Below are 18850 nucleotides of genomic sequence, written 5' to 3'. Positions count from 1 at the left end.
ATCGGCGCAACTGATAACAGGCAGAGCGGAGAGAAACATGGCTGGCAAGCTGGTGATAGGCAACTGGAAGATGAATACCCGCGCGCAAAGCGCGCAAGCGCTGGCGGCCGAGTTGCTGGCCGATGCCGCTACCAACCATGAGGGCGTGGGCATCGCCGCGCCGGCGGTTTACCTGGCCGCGCTGGCGCAGCAATTGAAGGGCGGCAAGCTCGCCTTGTCCGCTCAGGATGTCAGCTGCTATGCCAAAGACGGCGCCTATACCGGCGAAACCAGCGCCGAGATGCTGGCCGACATCGGCTGCGTCTACACCTTGGTGGGCCATTCCGAGCGCCGCCAGTATTTCAGCGAAGACAATGCCGCGCTGCTGGCAAAGATGCGCAACGCCATCGCTGCAGGTGTTACGCCGGTGCTGTGCGTCGGCGAGACCCTGGCGCAGCGCGAAGCGGATGAATATAAGACAGTGATCGCCGATCAGCTTGCGATTTTGGCCGAGATCGCCGATGGTGAATACGTCATCGCCTACGAGCCGGTTTGGGCCATCGGCACCGGCAAGGTGGCATCGCTTGAGCAAATCGCCGAGATTCATGCGTTCATCAAAAATTGGTGCTTGCAAAACGTCGGCGCCTCGGATAAGATTCGCGTCCTCTACGGCGGCAGTGTCAAAGCAGAGAATGCCGCAGCGATTCTGGCGACGAAAAACGTCGATGGAGCGTTGGTCGGCGGAGCCTCTCTGGACGCCGGTTCATTCAGAGTGATTTGCCAAGCCGCAGGATAATTGATATAGTATGGAACTTCTCAAGACGCTTATTTGGATTGTTAACCTCCTGTCCGCAGTGAGTATCATCGTCCTTGTATTGATGCAGCATGGCAAGGGTGCCGATATGGGTGCGGCTTTTGGTAGCGGTGCGTCCGGCAGTCTGTTCGGGGCGTCTGGTTCCGCGAATTTCTTGAGCAGGACCACCGCGGTTGCCGCGGCTGTGTTCTTCTCGACTTCCATGGTGCTGGTTTTTCTTTCCGGGGGCGGAAAGAGCGACCTTGGCGTAATGGGTGGCAAGATTGAACAGGTGGCGCCGCAAATCCCGGCAGGCGCGCCTAATAAAAATGCTTCGGGACCCGCTTCCAAGATCCCGGAGTGACAATTTAAAGCTTTGCTGTGCCGACATGGTGAAATTGGTAGACACGCTATCTTGAGGGGGTAGTGGCGAAAGCTGTGTGAGTTCGAGTCTCACTGTCGGCACCACCATTCAAAAACAGGCCACCGGGACTCCGGTGGCCTGTTTTATTTGGAGCCAAGAGGGGGTGACCCCTCTTTTTTTGGGGGTGTACGGGAAATGCTGCAAAACTACTTTCCCATTCTGATGTTTGTCATCGTCGGTGTGTTGGTCGGCGTGGGCCCGCTCGTTCTGGGCAAACTGCTGTCGCCTAATCGTCCCGATGCTGAAAAACTTTCTCCGTACGAATGCGGCTTCGAGGCCTTCGAAGATGCCCGCATGAAGTTTGACGTCCGCTATTACCTCATCGCCATTCTCTTCATCCTGTTCGACCTGGAAATCGCCTTCCTGTTTCCGTGGGCCGTGGTATTGAAGGATCTGGGCGTCTATGGTTTGGGCGTGATGGTCGAATTTCTAGCCGTGCTGACGCTCGGCTTCGTCTACATGTGGAAGAAGGGAGCTCTGGAATGGGAGTAGAAGGGATTCTGGAGAAAGGCTTCGTCACGACGACAGCCGACAAGCTTATCAACTATACCCGCACGGGTTCCTTGTGGCCGATGACCTTCGGCCTCGCGTGCTGTGCGGTGGAAATGATGCACGCCGGCGCGGCCCGTTACGACCTGGACCGTTTCGGCATCGTGTTCCGTCCCAGCCCGCGCCAGTCCGACCTGATGATCGTCGCCGGCACGCTGTGCAACAAGATGGCCCCGGCCTTGCGCAAGGTTTATGACCAGATGGCCGAACCGCGCTGGGTGATTTCCATGGGTTCCTGTGCCAACGGCGGCGGCTATTACCATTATTCCTATTCTGTAGTTCGCGGCTGCGATCGCATCGTGCCGGTCGATGTCTACGTGCCGGGCTGTCCTCCGACCGCCGAGGCGCTGTTGTACGGCATCATCCAGCTGCAGAACAAGATCAAACGTACCAACACCATCGCCCGCTAAGGTAAATACTTATGGCCTCCAAGAAAATGGAAGCGTTGGGTTCGGTCGTTGCCGAGGCGCTGGGCGACAAGCTCGTGCGCAGCACGCTGGCCCTGGATGAGCTGACCATTGTGTGCAAGGCCGCGGACCTGCTGTCCGTCGCCCAAACCTTGCGCGATCACGACGGTCTCGCTTTCGAACAGTGCATCGACGTCTGCGGCATGGACTACAGCGCCTACCGCGACCAGCCGTGGGACGGTCCGCGCTTCGCCGCCGTATACCATCTGCTGTCGGTCAAACTGAACCACCGCATCCGCCTGCGCGTTTTCGCCGAAGACGACAGCTTCCCGGTGCTGCCGTCGGTCAACGACATCTGGAATGCAGCTAACTGGTTCGAGCGCGAAGCGTTCGATCTGTACGGCATCGTGTTCGAAGGCCACCCCGACCTGCGCCGCCTGCTGACCGACTATGGTTTCGTCGGCCACCCGTTCCGTAAGGACTTCCCGCTGTCCGGCCACGTGGAAATGCGCTACGACCCCACCCAGCAGCGCGTGATCTATCAGCCTGTCACCATCGAACCGCGCGAAATCACTCCGCGCATCATTCGCGAGGAGAACTACGGTGGCTGAGATCCGTAACTACACCCTGAACTTCGGCCCGCAACACCCGGCCGCGCACGGCGTATTGCGCCTGGTGCTGGAGCTGGACGGCGAAGTCGTTCAGCGCGCCGACCCGCACATCGGCCTGTTGCACCGCGGCACCGAGAAACTGGCTGAAAGCAAGACTTTCATCCAGTCTTTGCCGTATATGGACCGTCTCGACTACGTGTCCATGATGTGCAACGAGCATGCCTACTGCCTGGCTATCGAGAAGATGATGGGCATCGAAGTTCCCGAGCGCGCGCAATATATTCGCGTGATGTTCGCGGAAATCACCCGCATCCTGAACCACCTGCTGTGGATCGGCGCCCACGCGCTGGACATCGGCGCGATGACCATGTTCCTGTACGCGTTCCGCGAGCGCGAGGACCTGATGGACTGCTACGAGGCGGTATCCGGCGCGCGCATGCACGCGGCTTACTTCCGTCCGGGCGGCGTTTATCGCGACCTGCCGGATTCGATGCCGCAGTACACCGTGTCCAAGATCAAGAACGCCAAGGAGCTGGCGCGCCTGAACGAAGGCCGCAAGGGCTCGATGCTGGACTTCATCGAAGACTTCACCAAGCGCTTCCCGACCTATGTCGATGAATACGAAACCCTGCTGACCGATAACCGCATCTGGAAGCAGCGTACCGTGGGCATCGGCGTGGTGACGGCCGAGCGCGCGCTGAATCTGGGCATGACCGGCCCGATGCTGCGCGGCTCCGGCATCGCCTGGGACTTGCGCAAGACCCAGCCGTACGACGTCTACGACAAGATGGACTTCGACGTGCCGGTGGGCGTGGGCGGCGACTGCTACGACCGCTACCTGGTGCGCGTGGAAGAGATGCGCCAGTCCAACCGCATCATCCAGCAGTGCGTGGCCTGGCTGCACGCCAACCCGGGTCCGGTGATCACCGACAACCACAAGGTGGCGCCACCTTCGCGCGAAGGCATGAAGTCCAATATGGAAGACCTGATCCACCACTTCAAGCTGTTCACCGAAGGCATGCACGTGCCGGAAGGCGAGGCTTACGCGGCGGTGGAACACCCGAAGGGCGAATTCGGCATCTATCTGGTGTCCGACGGCGCCAACAAACCGTACCGTCTGAAAATCCGCGCGCCGGGCTATGCCCACTTGGCCGCGCTGGATGAAATGGCCAAGGGCCATATGATCGCCGACGTCGTGGCCATCATCGGTACGCAGGATATCGTGTTTGGGGAGATTGACCGCTGATGCTGTCCGCACAATCGCTAGCCTTGATCGACCGCGAGGTCGCCAAATACCCGGCCGACCAGAAGCGCTCCGCCGTCATGGGCGCGCTGCGCATCGCGCTGGAAGAGCGGCGCGCCGCCGGTGAAACCCCGGAAGCGCGTTGCCTGAACCAGGAACTGATCGAGTTCGTCGCCAACTACCTGGGCATCGCCCCGGTGGCCGCCTACGAAGTCGCCACGTTCTACAACATGTACGACATGAAGCCGGTGGGCAAATTCAAGATCACCGTCTGCACCAATCTGCCCTGTGCGCTGTCCGGCGGCGTCAACGCCGCGGAGTACATCTCGAAGAAGCTGGGCATCGCCATCGGCGAAACCAGCGCCGACGGCATGTACACCCTGCTGGAAGGCGAATGCATGGGCGCCTGCGGCGACGCGCCGGTCTTGCTGGTGAACAACCACAAGATGTGCAGCTTCATGACGCTCGAAGCAATCGATAAAAAACTGGCGGAGTTGAAATAATGGCTGTCTTCGCTAATGGCGTGATTTTCGACGGCGTCGACACCGCCCAGCCCGACTGCTGGCGTCTGGACGCCTATGTGGCCCGCGGCGGCTATCAGGCGCTGCGTCGCATCCTCGACTCCAAGATGACGCAGGAAGACGTGATCGCGGAAGTGAAGAACTCCGGCCTGCGCGGCCGCGGCGGCGCGGGCTTCCCGACCGGCCTGAAGTGGAGCTTCATGCCGCGCTCGTTTCCGGGCGACAAGTACGTCGTCTGCAATACCGACGAGGGCGAGCCGGGCACCTTCAAGGACCGCGACATCATCCGCTACAACCCGCATTCGCTGATCGAAGGCATGATCATCGCCGGTTACGCGATGGGCACCAAGGCGGGTTACAACTACATCCACGGCGAAATCTTCGAAGACTACGAGCGCTTCGAAGAGGCGCTGGAAGAGGCGCGCAAGGCGGGTTTCCTGGGCGAGAACATCCTGGGCACCGGCTTCAACTTCGACCTGTTCGCCCACCACGGCTACGGCGCCTACATCTGCGGCGAAGAAACCGCGCTGCTGGAGTCGCTGGAAGGCAAGAAGGGCCAACCGCGCTTCAAGCCGCCGTTCCCGGCCAGCTTCGGCCTGTACGGCAAGCCGACCACCATCAACAACACCGAATCGTTCGCCTCGGTGCCGTTCATCATCCGCGACGGCGCGCAGACCTTCCTGGAGAAGGGCAAGCCGAACAACGGCGGCACCAAGCTGTTCTCGGTTTCCGGCCATGTCAATCGTCCGGGCAACTACGAGATCGCGCTGGGCACGCCGTTCTCCGAGCTGCTGGAAATGGCCGGCGGCATGCGCGACGGCAAGAAGCTGAAGGCGGTGATTCCGGGTGGTTCCTCCGCGCCGGTGCTGCCGGCCGACATCATGATGCAATGCACCATGGACTACGATAGCATCGCCAAGGCTGGCTCCATGCTCGGTTCGGGCGCCGTGATCGTGATGAACGAGGACGTGTGCATGGTCAAGGCGCTGGAGCGTCTGGCTTATTTCTACCACGAAGAATCCTGCGGCCAATGCACGCCGTGCCGCGAAGGCACCGGCTGGCTGTACAAGGTCATCCATCGCATCGCCAACGGCCAGGGCCGCAAGGGCGATCTGGAGCTTCTGGAGTCCGTGGGCAACAATATGGCCGGCCGCACCATCTGCGCGCTGGCCGATGCCGCGGTGTTCCCGGTTCGCAGCTTCACCAAGCATTTCCGCAATGAGTTCGAGCACGCGATCGAACACGGAAAGACCTTGGTGGATCACAAATGGTGTTGAGCGATGCTTGAAATCGAAATCGACGGTAAAAAACTGACGGTGCCGCAAGGCAGCACCGTCATCGAGGCGGCCCACTCGGTGGGCACCTATATTCCGCACTTCTGCTACCACAAAAAGCTGTCCATCGCGGCCAACTGCCGCATGTGCCTGGTGGAAGTGGAAAAAGCGCCCAAGCCTTTGCCGGCTTGCGCCACCCCGGTCACCGACGGCATGAAGGTCCACACCGCGTCGCCGCTGGCCAAGAAAGCCCAGCAAGGCGTGATGGAGTTCTTGCTGATCAACCACCCGCTGGATTGCCCGATCTGCGACCAGGGCGGCGAATGCCAGCTGCAGGATCTGGCCGTCGGCTACGGCAACTCCACCTCGCGTTACGAGGAAGAGAAGCGCGTGGTGGTGGGCAAAGACATGGGCCCGCTGGTTTCCGCCGAGGAAATGTCGCGTTGCATCCACTGCACGCGCTGCGTCCGCTTCACTGAAGAAGTGGGCGGCTTCCAGGAAATCGGCATGGCCAACCGCAGCGAGTTCTCGGAAATTCTGCCCTTCCTGGGCAAGACCGTGGATTCGGAAATCTCCGGCAACGTCATCGACCTGTGCCCGGTGGGCGCGCTGACCTCCAAGCCGTTCCGCTACAGCACCCGCGCCTGGGAACTGTCGCGCCGCAAATCGGTAAGCCCGCACGACGGCCTCGGCTCCAACCTGGTGGTTCAGGTGAAGAGCAATGAAGTGATGCGCGTGCTGCCGCTGGAAAACGAAGCCATCAACGAGTGCTGGATCGCCGACCGCGACCGCTTCTCCTACGAAGGCCTGAACAGCGCCGAACGCCTGCAAAAGCCGATGATCAAGTTCGACGGCAAGTGGCACGAGACCGACTGGGAAACCGCGCTGAACTACGTGGTGAAGGGCCTGAACGGCGTGTCCGCCGATCACGGCAAGGACGCCATCGGCTTCCTGCTCAGCCCGCACTCCACCACTGAGGAACTGCACCTGGCCCAGAAGCTGGCGCGCGCCTTCGGCGTCAATGCCATCGACTACCGCCTGCGTCGCAGCGATTTCTCGGCCGATGCCGCCAAGCAAGGCGTCGAATGGCTGGGTTCGACCATCTCCGAACTGGCCGCCGCCAAGTCGGTGCTGGTGATAGGTTCCACGCTGCGCAAGGAACAGCCGCTGCTGGCCTCGCGTCTGCGTCAATCGGTGAAGCAGGGCAACGAGCTGAACATTATCCACATCGCCGACGATAATCTGCTGACCCAGATCAAGGGCAAGCTGATCGTATCGCCGCTGGCGCTGGTGAACGCGCTGTCGCAAGTGCTGAAGGCCGTGGCCGAGATCAAGGCAGGCACCAGCGAGATCGATCTGGCTGCCGTGGAAGTGTCCGCGCAAGCGCGCCTCATCGCCGAAAGCCTGAGCGGCGCGGAAACCGCGTCCGTGGTGCTGGGCAATGTGGCGCAACACCATCCGGCCTACAGCCAGCTGCTGTCGCTGGCCCAGGAAATCTCCCGCCTGAGCGGCGCGCGTTTCGGCGTTCTGTCCGAAGCCGCCAACAGCGTGGGCGCCGAACTGGTGGGCGCGCTGCCGCAAAACGGCGACAACGCCGCCGCGATGATCGCCAAGCCGAAGAAGGCCTACTTCCTGCTGAACACGGAAGTGGAATTCGACAGCTACAACAGCCAAGCCGCCGTGGCCGCGATGAAGCAAGCCGCCACCGTGATCGCGCTGACCGCCTACCAGGGCAAGGGCCTGCTCGATTACGCCGACGTGCTGCTGCCGATCGCGCCGTTCTCGGAAACCGCCGGCTCCTTCGTCAATATGGAAGGCAAGCTGCAAACCTTCAACGGCGTGGTCAAGCCGCTGGGCGAAACCCGTCCGGCCTGGAAGGTGCTGCGCGTGCTGGGCAATATGCTGAATCTGGCCGGTTTCGAGCAGAACAGCGCCGAGGAAGTGCGCGCCGAGTTCGGCGACTTCGCCGCCAAACTGAACAACGCGCTGTCCAAGGTCGCCGCCAATCCGGCCGTGTCCTCCGGCATCGTCCGCGTAGGCGAAGTGCCGATGTACCAGGCCGACGCCATCTGCCGCCGCGCGCCGTCGCTGCAGGCCACCAACGAAGCCAAGGGCGCTGCCGTCGCTCGCGCGCACAGCAGCCTGCTGGCCAAGCTGGGCGTGTCCGGCGCCGCGCTGCTGAAGCAGGGCGAAGCCGAAGTCCGCGTCGCGGTGCAAGCCGACGACAGCCTGCCGGCCGATGTGCTACGGGTTGCCGCCACGTTGGGCTTGGGCGGCATGTTCGACGCTATTGAGATCAAGCAGGGGTAAGCCATGGAGTTCTTGCAAGGTATTCTTGGCACTGAAGCGGGGCTCCTGGTCTGGACCCTGCTGAAAATCGTCGCCATCGTGCTGCCGATGTTGGGCTGCGTGGCGTATCTGACGCTGGCCGAGCGCAAGGTGATCGGTTACATGCAGATCCGTATCGGCCCCAACCGGGTCGGTCCTTTCGGTCTGCTGCAACCTATCGCCGACGCGGTGAAGCTGCTGATGAAGGAAATCATCCTGCCGACCAAGTCCAGCAAGGGCTTGTTCCTGCTGGCTCCGGTGCTGGCCATCGCGCCGGCGCTGGCCGCCTGGGCGGTGATTCCCTTCACCGAAGGCCTGGTGGTGTCCAATATCAACGCCGGCCTGCTGTACATCCTGGCGCTGACGTCCATGGGCGTGTACGGCGTGATCATCGCCGGCTGGGCGGGCAACTCCAAGTACTCCTTCCTCGGCGCGATGCGTTCCGCCGCCCAGATCGTTTCGTACGAGCTGGCGATGGGCTTCGCCCTGGTCGGCGTGCTGATGGTGTCCGGCAGCCTGAACCTGGTCGACATCGTCAAACAGCAAGGCGTCGGCATGGCCGGCGGCTCGGCCCTGTCCTGGAACTGGCTGCCGCTGTTCCCGCTGTTCATCGTCTACCTGATCTCCGGCGTGGCGGAAACCAACCGCGCCCCGTTCGACGTGGCGGAAGGCGAGTCGGAAATCGTCGCCGGCTTCCACGTGGAATACTCGGGCATGGCGTTCGCCATCTTCTTCCTGGCCGAATACGCCAACATGATCCTGGTGGCGGCGCTGACCTCCATCATGTTCCTGGGCGGCTGGCTGTCGCCGTTCCCGGCTTCCTGGGGCATCCTGGGCGCCGGCGGCTTCTTCTGGCTGGCGGTCAAGGTCGCGATGGTTCTGTTCTGCTTCCTGTGGTTCCGCGCCACATTCCCGCGCTATCGCTATGACCAGATCATGCGCTTGGGCTGGAAGGTGTTCATCCCGGTGACCCTGGTGTGGATTCTGGTGGTGGGCGTGTGGATGTTTACCCCGCTGTCGATTTGGCACTGAGACAGGGGATAGGTGAAAAAATGAATTCGATCCGCAACTTTTTCAAGACCTTCCTGCTGGTGGAGCTGGTCAAGGGCCTGATGGTCACTGGCCGCTACTTCTTCGCCCGCAAGATCACCGTGCAGTTCCCGGAAGAGAAGACGCCGATTTCGCCGCGCTTCCGCGGCCTGCACGCGCAGCGCCGCTACGCCAACGGCGAAGAGCGCTGCATCGCCTGCAAACTGTGCGAAGCGGTGTGCCCGGCGATGGCGATCAGCATCGAGTCCGAGCAGCGCGAAGACGGCACCCGCCGCACCTCGCGCTACGACATCGACCTGACCAAGTGCATCTTCTGCGGCTTCTGCGAAGAGGCCTGTCCGGTGGACGCGATCGTGGAAACCCACATCTTCGAATACCACGGTGAAAAACGTGGCGACCTCTACTACACCAAGCCGATGCTGTTGGCTGTGGGCGACAAGTACGAGGCCGAGATCGCCGCCAATAAAGCGGCTGACGCCAAGTATCGCTAAGGGGAGGCCATGAACCTAACTACGGTAATTTTCTACGTTCTGTCCGCCATCCTGATCTTCGCCGGTCTGCGCGTGGTGACGGCCAAGAACCCGGTGCACGCCGCCTTGTACCTGGTGCTGGCCTTCTTCACCAGCGCCGGCCACTGGCTGCTGATGGAGTCGGAGTTCCTGGCGATCACGCTGGTGCTGGTTTACGTCGGCGCGGTGATGGTGCTGTTCCTGTTCGTGGTGATGATGCTGGACATCAACATCGAGAAGCTGCGCGAAGGCTTCTGGCAGAATCTGCCGGTCGCCGCCACCGTCGGCATCATCATGGTGTTCGAGATGGCGCTGATCCTGGTCAGCCCGCAGGCGGGCCTGGGCCAGTTCAAGGCCGCCGCGCCGCTGGCCGCCGACTACAGCAACGTCAAGGTGCTGGGCAGCCAGTTGTACACCACCTACCTGCTGCCGTTTGAAATCGCCGCAGTGGTGTTGTTGCTGGCCATGGTGGCCGCCATCGGCCTGACCATGCGCGCGCGCAAGGACAGCAAGGCGATCGATCCGGCCATCCAGGTGAAGGTGCGCCGCGAAGACCGCGTCCGCATCGTCAAGATGGACGCCGTGAAAAAAGTGGAAGAGGCCGATGCGGCCGATTCCGGTGAGCAACAGGCCTGACGGCCAATCAACCACAAGGGAGGAAACGTGCTGACACTGACTCACTTTCTGGTGCTGGCCGCCATCCTGTTTTCCATCAGCGTGCTGGGCATCTTCCTGAACCGGAAGAACCTCATCATCCTGCTGATGGCGATCGAGCTGATGCTGCTGGCGGTGAATTTCAACTTCATCGCGTTCTCGCACTATCTGTCGGATTCTGCGGGGCAGATCTTCGTGTTCTTCATCCTGACGGTTGCCGCCGCCGAGTCCGCCATTGGTCTGGCGATTCTGGTGGTGTTGTTCCGCAACCTGCAGAGCATCAACGTTGAAGACTTGGGCAGCCTCAAGGGCTAAGGCAAACCGGAACCACTACAAAGCACAAAAGCATGGATATGAAGAGCTTATACCTGCTGATTGCACTCGCTCCGCTGGCGGGTTCCATCATTGCAGGCCTATTTGGTTGGGCGATCGGCCGACGCGCTTCGCACGTCGTCACGATAGCCGGCGTGGCGGTGTCCGCCGCGCTGTCGCTCAAGGTGCTTCTGGGCTTCCTGAATGGAAGCGCGGAAGTGTTCAACGGACCGGTCTACACCTGGCTGACCGTCGCCGGCCACGAGTATTCGGTCGGCTTCCTGGTCGACTCGCTGACCGCGATGATGCTGGTGGTGGTCACCAGCGTGTCGCTGATGGTGCATATCTACACCATCGGCTATATGCAGGATGATCCGGGCTATCAGCGTTTCTTCAGCTACATCTCGCTGTTTACCTTCTCGATGCTGATGCTGGTGATGAGCAATAACTTCGTCCAGCTCTTCTTCGGTTGGGAGGCGGTGGGCCTGGTGTCCTACCTGCTGATCGGCTTCTGGTTCAAGCGCCCGACCGCGGTGTTCGCCAACCTGAAGGCCTTCCTGGTCAACCGCGTCGGCGACTTCGGCTTCCTGCTGGGCATCGGCCTGGTGCTGGCCTACTTCGGCGGCTCGCTGAACTACAGCGACGTGTTCGCCGCCGCTCCGGCGCTGGCGCAGAAGACCATCGAAATCATCCCGGGCCACGAGTGGTCGCTGATGACCGTCACCTGCATCCTGCTGTTCATCGGCGCGATGGGCAAGTCGGCGCAGTTCCCGCTGCACGTGTGGCTGCCGGATTCGATGGAAGGCCCGACCCCGATCTCCGCGCTGATCCACGCCGCCACCATGGTGACGGCCGGCATCTTCATGGTGTCGCGGATGAGCCCGCTGTTCGAAATGTCCGACACCGCGCTGAACGTGGTGATGGTGGCAGGTTCGATCACCGCGCTGTTCATGGGCTTCCTAGGCATCGTGCAGAACGACATCAAGCGCGTGGTGGCTTACTCCACGCTGTCGCAGCTGGGCTATATGACCGTGGCGCTGGGCGCTTCGGCCTACCCGATCGCGATGTTCCACGTGATGACCCACGCCTTCTTCAAGGCGCTGCTGTTCCTGGCGGCGGGTTCGGTGATCATCGGCATGCACCATGATCAGGACATGCGAAACATGGGCGGCCTGCGCAAGTACATGCCCATCACCTGGCTGACCTCCTTGCTGGGTTCGCTGGCGCTGATCGGCACGCCGTTCTTCTCCGGCTTCTACTCCAAGGACTCGATCATCGAGGCGGTCGCCGCTTCGCATCTGTCCGCATCCGGATTCGCCTACTTCGCCGTGATCGCCGGCGTGTTCGTGACCGCCTTCTACTCCTTCCGCATGTACTTCCTGGTCTTCCACGGCAAGGAACGCTGGATGCAGAACCATGGCTCGCACCACGAGCATCATGGCGACAGCGATGAGGAAGAAGTGTCCCACGACCACCACCACGGTCTGGGCCCGAACGACAAGCCGCACGAAAGCCCGTGGGTGGTGACGCTGCCGCTGGTGCTGCTGGCCATCCCGTCGGTGCTGGTCGGTTTCTTCGGCATCGACAAGCTGGTGTACGGCGACTTCTTCAAGGGCGTGCTGGCGGTGAACAACGAAGCGCACCCGGCGATGGAAGAGCTGGCGCATGAGTTCCACGGCGCCGTGGCCATGGGCCTGCATTCCTTCACCAGCCTGCCGTTCATCCTGGCGCTGGCCGGCGTGGCGACCGCCTGGTACTTCTATATGAAGGCCCCGCACATCCCGGCCGCCATCAAGGAAAAATGCGCTCCGGTGCACAAGCTGCTGGAAAACAAGTACTACCTGGACGAGATCTACTTCGCCGTGTTCGCCAAGGGTTCGCGCGCGATCGGCACCTTCTTCTGGAAGGTGGGCGACATGCTGCTGATCGACGGTCTGATGGTGAACGGCACCGCCAAGCTGGTGGGCTGGTTCTCGACTGTGACCCGCCGTCTGCAGACCGGTTTCATCTACAGCTACGCCACCGCGATGATTATCGGCGTGTTGGGTCTGATGACCTGGTGGTTCTTGCCGCTGATTCTGCGTTGAGTCCGGATTCCGGGATTGAAATAACAATATAGGTTTGACTATGACTAATCTGCTAAGTCTGGTGATCTGGACGCCGATCCTGGCCGGCCTCCTGGTGCTGGCCACCGGCGGCGACCAGCGCGCTCCGCTCGCGCGCTGGCTGGCCTTGGCAGGAGCCCTGGCGGGCTTCCTGCTGTCGGTGCCGCTGTTCACCGAGTTCAACAACCTCAACGGCGGCATGCAGTATGAAGAGCTGAAGCCGTGGATCGCCTCCCTGGGCATCCAGTATCACCTGGGCGTGGACGGCATCTCGATGCTGTTCGTGGTGCTCAACAGCTTCACCACCTTGCTGGTGGTGATCGCCGGCTGGGAAGTGATCCAGAAGCGCGTGGCGCAGTACATGGCCGCCTTCCTGATCATGTCCGGCCTGATCAACGGCGCTTTCGCCGCGCTGGACGCCATCCTGTTCTATGTCTTCTTCGAAGGCATGCTGATTCCGATGTACCTGATCATCGGCGTCTGGGGCGGTCCGCGCCGCGTTTACGCTTCGATCAAGTTCTTCCTGTACACGCTGCTCGGCTCGCTGCTGATGCTGGTGGCCTTGATCTACCTGTACTTCCAGGCTGGCAAGAGCTTCGACATCCAGGCTTTCCATCAGATCGCCAAGATTCCGCTGACGGTGCAGATCCTGCTGTTCATCGCCTTCTTCCTGTCTTTCGCGGTGAAGGTGCCGATGTGGCCGGTGCACACCTGGCTGCCGGATGCCCACGTGGAAGCGCCGACTGGCGGCTCCATGGTGCTGGCCGCGATCACGCTGAAGATCGGTGCTTACGGTTTCCTGCGGTTCGCGCTGCCCATCCTGCCTGACGCCTCGCGCGAGCTGGGCCCGATCATCGTCGGCCTGTCGCTGGTGGCGGTGGTCTACATCGGCCTGGTGGCGCTGGTGCAGTCCGACATGAAGAAGCTGGTGGCTTACTCGTCCATCTCCCACATGGGCTTCGTGACGCTGGGCATGTTCATGTTCACCGGCAACGAAATGAACCAGTGGGCGGTAGAGGGCGCGCTGGTGCAGATGGTGTCCCACGGCTTCGTCTCCGCCGCGATGTTCTTCTGCATCGGCGTGATGTATGACCGCGTGCACAGCCGCAACATCGCCGACTACGGCGGCGTGGCCAACAAGATGCCTATCTTCGCGGCCTTCATGATGCTGTTCGCGATGGCCAACTCCGGCCTGCCGATTACCTCCGGCTTCGTCGGCGAGTTCATGGTGATCCTGGGCGCGGTGCAAGTGAACTTCTGGTACGCCGCCCTGGCCGCCACCACGCTGATCTTTGGCGCCGCCTACACCCTGTGGATGTACAAGCGCGTGATCTTCGGCGATGTGGCCAACAGCCATGTGGCGGAACTGACCGATGTGAACAAGCGCGAGTTTCTGGTGCTGGCCATCCTGGCGCTGATGGTGCTGGGCATGGGTATGTACCCGCAGGCCTTCGTCTCCAAGATGCACCTGGCGGTCAATGACCTGATCGCGCATGTTGCGCAGAGCAAGCTGTAAGCGCGGAAGGAATACACACAAATGAATTGGGCTGATCTCAACCTGATACCCGCGATGCCGGAGCTGTTCCTGATCGGCGCGCTGCTGGTGGTGCTGATGCTGGATCTTTTCATCCCCGATGAAAAGCGCTGCATCACCTACGGCCTGACGCTGCTGACCCTGGTCGGCACCGCTGTCGCCCAGGTCTGCACCTTTACGCCGTACCCGGTCGTCACCTTCTCCGGCATGTACGTGGCCGATCCGCTGGCCTCGCTGGTGAAGCTGGCGATGTACGCCACTACCGCCATCGTGCTGGTGTATAGCCGTCAGTACACCGCCGATCGCGGCCTGTTCAAGGGCGAGTACTTCTCGCTGTCCTTGTTCGCGCTCTTGGGCATGAACCTGATGGTGTCCGCCTCGCACTTCCTGACCCTGTACATGGGCCTGGAACTGCTGTCGCTGGCGCTGTACTCCTTGATCGCGCTGCAACGCGACTCGGTGTCCGCCACCGAATCGGCGATGAAGTACTTCGTGCTGGGCGCGTTGGCTTCCGGCCTGCTGCTGTACGGCATCTCGATGATCTACGGCGCCACCGGCTCGCTGGAGCTGGCTGCCGTCGCCAAGTCCATCAAGTCGCACTCCGACAACCCGGTGCTGCTGATTTTCGGCCTGGTGTTCATCGTCGCCGGCCTGAGCTTCAAGCTCGGAGCCGTGCCGTTCCACATGTGGGTGCCTGACGTTTACCAGGGCTCGCCGACTTCGGTGACGCTGATGGTCGGCGCCGCGCCCAAGCTGGCCGCCTTCGTGTTCGTGCTGCGCATCCTGGCCCAGGGCCTGGACGTGCTGGTCGGCGAATGGCAATCGATGCTGGTGATCGTGGCCGTGCTGTCGATGGCCATCGGCAACATCACAGCCATCGTGCAAACGAACATCAAGCGCATGCTGGCTTACTCCACCATCTCGCACATGGGCTTCCTGCTGCTGGGCGTGCTGTCCGGCACCCAGCAGGGCTACTCGGCCGCGCTGTTCTACGCCGTGGTGTACGTGGCCATGTCTATGGTGAGCTTCGGCATCGTGCTGGCGCTGTCGCGCCAGGGCTTCGAGTGCGAGAAGATCGACGACCTGCGCGGCCTGAACAGCCGCAACAGCTGGTACGCCATCCTGATGACGCTGGCCATGTTCTCGATGGCCGGCATCCCGCCGCTGGTGGGCTTCTACGCCAAGTTCGTGGTGATCAAGTCCATCCTCAGCCTCGGCATGGTCAAGCTGGCCGTGTTCTCGGTGCTGATGTCGGTGATCGGTGCTTATTACTACCTGCGCGTAGTGAAGACCATTTACTTCGACGAAGCCGAAGACAAGTCGCCCATCGTGGTTCGCGCCGACATGAAGCTGGTGCTGTCCATCAATGCGCTGGCCTTGCTGGTGGTGGGCATCTTGCCGGAGTCGGTGGTGGAACTGTGCGTGCAGGCGATGCGTCAATCGCTGACCGCGCTGTAATGTAAAGGGAAAAGGGAAACATCATGCCGTCCAGCATCACCATTCTGCTTCTGTTGGCCGCGCTGGCCGCCAACCTGCCTTTCGTCACGACTAAAGTGGCGGGCTTCGTGCGGGTGGCGAACAAGCATTTCGGCTGGCAGGCGCTGGAATTGGCGGTGCTGTTCGGCCTGATGGGCGGCTTGGCCCGCTTGCTGGAGGCGAGGGAAATGCCGGTGCATGAACAGCATTGGCAGTTCTACGTCACCACGCTGGCGCTGTTTCTGGTGGCGGCCTTTCCAGGCTTCGTCTACCGCTACTTTTGGCGCAAGCCGGGCTGATAGGCCAAAGCCCTTATCCGCGAAAGCGCTGCCTCGGCAGCGCTTTTTGTTTGCCCGCGCTTAAGGCCGATGCCGCATCTCGCGAGGCGATCTAGTTTGTTAAATTGTTTTTTAGGGCTTGCGCCGCGGGCGGAAAGAATTGACATTTGCATGTCGCGACGCGCCTGATTCAAAATCGGGCTATTCATTTCTGCGAGGCATTATGAAAACTATGATCCGTTGTCTGATTTCCGCCCTGGCGCTGGCTGGCGCGATTGCGCATGCCGAACCCCTGAAACCGGCCCAGCATACTGACTTTCCGCGTTACACCTATGCCTTGACCTGGCAGCCGGGCTTTTGCGCCACTGGCGCGGGCTGTCTGCCGGAACAGTCGAATGAGGTTTTGATCGGCCTGCATGGCCTGTGGGCGTCGGAGCCGCAAAGCCTGATCGATCAAAAAGTGCCGGTGCAGCAATGGTGGGCCAAGGGCTGCGCCTTCTTCCCGCACATCCATGCGGTGCCGGCGCTGCCGCCGCAAACGCAGCAGGAGTTGAAGCAGGTTATGCCGCAACTGCAGGATGATCTGCAGTTGCATGAGTACGTCAAACATGCGCAGTGTTTTGGTTTTCCAGCCGCGCAGTTTTTCGAAACCGCGATGACGATGCGCCAGGCGGTGGTGGACAGCAAATTCGGCGACTATCTTTTGGAGCAAGCCGGCCAGACGCGCACGCGCAAAGCGCTGGAAGACGCCTTCTCCCAGTCTTTCGGCACCGATCAGCGCCGCTCGCTGCAACTGCAGTGCGGCAAGGACAAGCAGGGCCGCAATGTGCTGACGCAGTTCTGGTTTACCTTGAAAGCCGACCAATTGGCATCGTTCCCGGCCAAGGAATCGTTCGTCGATACGCCGGACGGCGAGTACGAGGACAGCTGCGCGCAGCCGTTTATCTTGCAGGCTTGGTAACAGACGAAAAAAAGCCGCCCGGCCAGAAGGGCGGGCGGCTGCTTCATCGGTCAGACGCTCAGTCGGTGCCGAACATCGGCGAACGCGGGCCGTAGAGCACACTGTTGGGATGGCCGGCGGTCAGCAGCATATTGCTGGTTACGCCTGCCACCGGGTAGGTGGCGTCGGTGACATTGTTGACGATCTGCTTGATGGCGGCATTGACCAGCGCGCCGATCAGGCCGCCGCCGGAGTTGTTGCTGCCGCCATTGTTCGCGGCAGCGCTGCCTTCCCACAATTCCTGGCCGGTTTTCAGATCCACCAGTTTCGCGGTCACCGACACTTCGGCTACGCTGTCCAGCACCGAGTAGTGGACGCCATAGCGTTTCACGGTGGTGTAAAGCGCGGCATCGGCGCCGAAGATTTCGCGCAACTTGGCTGGCGGCACGTTGTGGATTTCACCGGCGACGGTCAGACCATTCTGTTTGAAGGTTTCATTGACCAGCGTCACCGGCAACACATAGTAACCAGCCTCGGCGAGCGGATAGGTCATTTGCGCCAGAACGCCATTGGTGGCATTGACATCGGGCGACTCGTTCAGCGGCGGCAGAATCAGAATCGTGCGCGGACGGCTTTGCTTGTAGGCGGTGTAGTCGCGCTTGACCGAGCTGGCGCAGCCGGTGGCAAGCATGGCCACGGCGGCGATGCACGCCATTTTCGCGAAGAGTTTCAGCATGGCGGGCTCCTTAGGATTGCTTCTGTTTGGCGAGCAGGAAGTCGATATAGGCGGACGACTCCGGGAACAGTTTCTTCTCGGTCTGGAATTCGTCGTTCATCTTGTCCAGTTGGCCGGCCGAGGCGTACAGCAGCCCCATATGGGCGTGGTAGCCCGGGGGTTCATGCCTGCCGGAGGAGCGGATCTTGTGCAGGCCTTCTTCCATTTCGGCGATCTGCTTCTGCGGGTCTTGCGCCTCGCCCTTCAGATAGGCGTAAACATGAGGCTGATAGCCTTCCCATTGGTACAGCGTGGGCGGACCGCCGGCGCAGGCGGACAGCAGCGCAGCGCAAGCGAAAGCGGCAGCTGCGCTGCTCAGGGTTTTCTTCGTTTTCATTGTCTGATTTATTGTTGTCGCGAGATTATTTAGCGGGTTGCCATGCGCCGGAATCGACACCCTTCACCAGGTTGTTGACCGCTTCGCGGATCGCCAGGTCCAGCACCTTGCCGTTCAGCGTGGAGTCGTAGTTGGCTGTGCCGCCGAAACCGATGATTTCGCGGTTGGACAGCTTGTATTCGCCGGCGCCTTGCGCGGAGTAGACGACTTCCGAGGTCAGGGTGTTGACGATGTTCAGATTCACCTTGGCGTAGGCGACTTGCTCTTTGCCGCGGCCCAGGATGCCGAACAGTTGCTGATCGCCCACTTCTTTGCGGCCGAACTCGGTGACATCGCCGGTTACCACATAATCCGCGCCCTTAAGCGTCTGCGCTTGCTTCTTCAGGCCGGCTTCCTGCTTGATCTCTTCCATATTGGCCCGATCCAGCACATTGAAGCGGTTGCTTTGCTGCAGATGGGTGATCAGGATGGTCTTGGCTTGGTTGCCCAGATGGTCGGTGCCGTCCGAGAAGATGCCGCGCATATAGCTGGAGCGGTTGTCGAACTTGCCGACCGAGATCGGCGAGCGCGGGCCGTTGTATGGCGTGCCGGCGCTGGCGACTTGTTGAACTGCGAGTGCTTGAGAGCTTTCGGTGGCGCAACCGGCCACCAGGGTTGCCGCGGTGCCGGCCAGGGCGAGAGTTACAATGGATCGTTTCAACATTTATTATTGAGCCTTGATAATTATAAGAAAAAACTTAAGAAAGCTTAA

General features: G+C 61.1%; 21 protein-coding genes and 1 tRNA gene. 19 read left to right on the top strand and 3 right to left on the bottom strand.

What is annotated here, in order from left to right; all coding sequences use genetic code 11:
• Window positions 1-37: 37 nt before the first annotated feature.
• From tpiA to NKT35_RS03120, 19 genes are all read left to right on the top strand, one after another.
• Entirely contained in the window at window positions 38-775 is a 738-nt protein-coding gene (tpiA, locus tag NKT35_RS03210; RefSeq protein WP_254298791.1) for a triose-phosphate isomerase, read from the top strand.
• A gap of 10 nt (window positions 776-785) precedes the next feature.
• The gene (secG, locus tag NKT35_RS03205) at window positions 786-1136 is read left to right on the top strand and encodes a preprotein translocase subunit SecG (RefSeq protein WP_254298789.1); all 351 of its coding nucleotides are present in this window, start codon (window positions 786-788) and stop codon (window positions 1134-1136) included.
• Between the two features lie 19 nt (window positions 1137-1155).
• A tRNA-Leu gene (locus NKT35_RS03200) sits at window positions 1156-1240 on the top strand.
• 91 nt (window positions 1241-1331) lie between these two features.
• Window positions 1332-1688: an NADH-quinone oxidoreductase subunit A gene (gene ndhC / locus NKT35_RS03195; protein WP_254298788.1), complete on the top strand. Its 357-nt coding sequence runs from the start codon at window positions 1332-1334 to the stop codon at window positions 1686-1688.
• Entirely contained in the window at window positions 1679-2155 is a 477-nt protein-coding gene (locus tag NKT35_RS03190) for a NuoB/complex I 20 kDa subunit family protein (RefSeq protein ID WP_019103471.1), read from the top strand. The genes ndhC and NKT35_RS03190 overlap by 10 nt, the downstream gene beginning before the upstream one ends.
• 11 nt (window positions 2156-2166) lie before the next feature.
• Entirely contained in the window at window positions 2167-2763 is a 597-nt protein-coding gene (locus NKT35_RS03185; RefSeq protein ID WP_254298786.1) for an NADH-quinone oxidoreductase subunit C, read from the top strand.
• Window positions 2756-4009 (top strand): NADH-quinone oxidoreductase subunit D, encoded by a 1254-nt coding sequence (locus tag NKT35_RS03180; protein WP_254298785.1) that lies wholly within the window; start codon window positions 2756-2758, stop codon window positions 4007-4009. The genes NKT35_RS03185 and NKT35_RS03180 overlap by 8 nt, the downstream gene beginning before the upstream one ends.
• The gene (gene nuoE / locus NKT35_RS03175; protein ID WP_254298784.1) at window positions 4009-4509 is read left to right on the top strand and encodes an NADH-quinone oxidoreductase subunit NuoE; all 501 of its coding nucleotides are present in this window, start codon (window positions 4009-4011) and stop codon (window positions 4507-4509) included. Before NKT35_RS03180 ends, nuoE begins: the two co-directional genes overlap by 1 nt.
• A complete protein-coding gene (gene nuoF / locus NKT35_RS03170) occupies window positions 4509-5804 on the top strand; it encodes an NADH-quinone oxidoreductase subunit NuoF (RefSeq protein ID WP_254298783.1) in 1296 nt (431 codons plus the stop codon). Before nuoE ends, nuoF begins: the two co-directional genes overlap by 1 nt.
• A gap of 3 nt (window positions 5805-5807) precedes the next feature.
• Window positions 5808-8111, top strand: coding sequence for an NADH-quinone oxidoreductase subunit NuoG (gene nuoG, locus NKT35_RS03165; RefSeq protein WP_254298781.1), 2304 nt, complete (start codon window positions 5808-5810; stop codon window positions 8109-8111).
• A 3-nt stretch (window positions 8112-8114) separates the two neighbouring features.
• On the top strand, window positions 8115-9161 hold the full coding sequence (gene nuoH, locus NKT35_RS03160; protein ID WP_254298779.1) for an NADH-quinone oxidoreductase subunit NuoH: 1047 nt from the start codon (window positions 8115-8117) through the stop codon (window positions 9159-9161).
• A 29-nt stretch (window positions 9162-9190) separates the two neighbouring features.
• Window positions 9191-9670, top strand: coding sequence for an NADH-quinone oxidoreductase subunit NuoI (gene nuoI / locus NKT35_RS03155; RefSeq protein ID WP_196782679.1), 480 nt, complete (start codon window positions 9191-9193; stop codon window positions 9668-9670).
• A 9-nt stretch (window positions 9671-9679) separates the two neighbouring features.
• Window positions 9680-10324, top strand: a complete 645-nt coding sequence (locus NKT35_RS03150; protein ID WP_254298777.1) for an NADH-quinone oxidoreductase subunit J — start codon at window positions 9680-9682, stop codon at window positions 10322-10324.
• Window positions 10325-10351: 27 nt separating this feature from the next.
• Complete coding sequence (gene nuoK, locus NKT35_RS03145; protein WP_254298775.1) at window positions 10352-10657, top strand: NADH-quinone oxidoreductase subunit NuoK; 306 nt, start codon at window positions 10352-10354, stop codon at window positions 10655-10657.
• Between the two features lie 32 nt (window positions 10658-10689).
• Entirely contained in the window at window positions 10690-12741 is a 2052-nt protein-coding gene (gene nuoL / locus NKT35_RS03140) for an NADH-quinone oxidoreductase subunit L (RefSeq protein ID WP_254298772.1), read from the top strand.
• Window positions 12742-12781: 40 nt separating this feature from the next.
• Window positions 12782-14275: an NADH-quinone oxidoreductase subunit M gene (locus tag NKT35_RS03135; protein ID WP_254298770.1), complete on the top strand. Its 1494-nt coding sequence runs from the start codon at window positions 12782-12784 to the stop codon at window positions 14273-14275.
• Between the two features lie 21 nt (window positions 14276-14296).
• Window positions 14297-15751 (top strand): NADH-quinone oxidoreductase subunit NuoN, encoded by a 1455-nt coding sequence (nuoN, locus tag NKT35_RS03130; RefSeq protein WP_254298768.1) that lies wholly within the window; start codon window positions 14297-14299, stop codon window positions 15749-15751.
• A 23-nt stretch (window positions 15752-15774) separates the two neighbouring features.
• Window positions 15775-16068, top strand: coding sequence for a DUF2818 family protein (locus tag NKT35_RS03125; RefSeq protein WP_254298766.1), 294 nt, complete (start codon window positions 15775-15777; stop codon window positions 16066-16068).
• Between the two features lie 202 nt (window positions 16069-16270).
• Window positions 16271-17008, top strand: coding sequence for a ribonuclease T2 family protein (locus NKT35_RS03120; RefSeq protein WP_254298764.1), 738 nt, complete (start codon window positions 16271-16273; stop codon window positions 17006-17008).
• 58 nt (window positions 17009-17066) lie between these two features.
• On the opposite strand, the gene NKT35_RS03115 is transcribed toward NKT35_RS03120, so the two are convergent.
• The 3 genes from NKT35_RS03115 to NKT35_RS03105 are packed head-to-tail and all read right to left on the bottom strand — an operon-like array spanning window position 17067 to window position 18802.
• Window positions 17067-17723, bottom strand: coding sequence for a DUF799 domain-containing protein (locus NKT35_RS03115; protein WP_254298762.1), 657 nt, complete (start codon window positions 17721-17723; stop codon window positions 17067-17069).
• A 10-nt stretch (window positions 17724-17733) separates the two neighbouring features.
• The gene (locus tag NKT35_RS03110) at window positions 17734-18099 is read right to left on the bottom strand and encodes a DUF4810 domain-containing protein (protein ID WP_254298760.1); all 366 of its coding nucleotides are present in this window, start codon (window positions 18097-18099) and stop codon (window positions 17734-17736) included.
• Between the two features lie 25 nt (window positions 18100-18124).
• Window positions 18125-18802 carry a CsgG/HfaB family protein gene (locus tag NKT35_RS03105; protein WP_254298758.1) on the bottom strand — a complete coding sequence of 226 codons (678 nt, stop codon included), beginning with the start codon at window positions 18800-18802 and terminating at the stop codon, window positions 18125-18127.
• Window positions 18803-18850 lie beyond the last annotated feature (48 nt).

The sequence above is a fragment of the Chromobacterium sp. IIBBL 290-4 genome (assembly GCF_024207115.1).
Lineage (GTDB): Bacteria > Pseudomonadota > Gammaproteobacteria > Burkholderiales > Chromobacteriaceae > Chromobacterium.
The sequence above is the reverse complement of the archived record's forward strand: the minus strand, read 5'-3'. Positions and strand labels throughout refer to the sequence as shown.

Coding starts and splice junctions, on each gene's coding strand:
- tpiA (WP_254298791.1), top strand. CDS start 38: ATGGCTGGCAAGCTGGTGATAGGCAACTGGAAGATGAATACCCGCGCG.
- NKT35_RS03190 (WP_019103471.1), top strand. CDS start 1,679: ATGGGAGTAGAAGGGATTCTGGAGAAAGGCTTCGTCACGACGACAGCC.
- NKT35_RS03110 (WP_254298760.1), bottom strand. CDS start 18,099: ATGAAAACGAAGAAAACCCTGAGCAGCGCAGCTGCCGCTTTCGCTTGC.
- NKT35_RS03135 (WP_254298770.1), top strand. CDS start 12,782: ATGACTAATCTGCTAAGTCTGGTGATCTGGACGCCGATCCTGGCCGGC.
- secG (WP_254298789.1), top strand. CDS start 786: ATGGAACTTCTCAAGACGCTTATTTGGATTGTTAACCTCCTGTCCGCA.
- nuoF (WP_254298783.1), top strand. CDS start 4,509: ATGGCTGTCTTCGCTAATGGCGTGATTTTCGACGGCGTCGACACCGCC.
- NKT35_RS03120 (WP_254298764.1), top strand. CDS start 16,271: ATGAAAACTATGATCCGTTGTCTGATTTCCGCCCTGGCGCTGGCTGGC.
- nuoH (WP_254298779.1), top strand. CDS start 8,115: ATGGAGTTCTTGCAAGGTATTCTTGGCACTGAAGCGGGGCTCCTGGTC.
- nuoE (WP_254298784.1), top strand. CDS start 4,009: ATGCTGTCCGCACAATCGCTAGCCTTGATCGACCGCGAGGTCGCCAAA.
- nuoL (WP_254298772.1), top strand. CDS start 10,690: ATGGATATGAAGAGCTTATACCTGCTGATTGCACTCGCTCCGCTGGCG.
- NKT35_RS03115 (WP_254298762.1), bottom strand. CDS start 17,723: ATGCTGAAACTCTTCGCGAAAATGGCGTGCATCGCCGCCGTGGCCATG.
- nuoG (WP_254298781.1), top strand. CDS start 5,808: ATGCTTGAAATCGAAATCGACGGTAAAAAACTGACGGTGCCGCAAGGC.
- NKT35_RS03105 (WP_254298758.1), bottom strand. CDS start 18,802: ATGTTGAAACGATCCATTGTAACTCTCGCCCTGGCCGGCACCGCGGCA.
- ndhC (WP_254298788.1), top strand. CDS start 1,332: ATGCTGCAAAACTACTTTCCCATTCTGATGTTTGTCATCGTCGGTGTG.
- NKT35_RS03185 (WP_254298786.1), top strand. CDS start 2,167: ATGGCCTCCAAGAAAATGGAAGCGTTGGGTTCGGTCGTTGCCGAGGCG.
- NKT35_RS03125 (WP_254298766.1), top strand. CDS start 15,775: ATGCCGTCCAGCATCACCATTCTGCTTCTGTTGGCCGCGCTGGCCGCC.
- NKT35_RS03150 (WP_254298777.1), top strand. CDS start 9,680: ATGAACCTAACTACGGTAATTTTCTACGTTCTGTCCGCCATCCTGATC.
- nuoN (WP_254298768.1), top strand. CDS start 14,297: ATGAATTGGGCTGATCTCAACCTGATACCCGCGATGCCGGAGCTGTTC.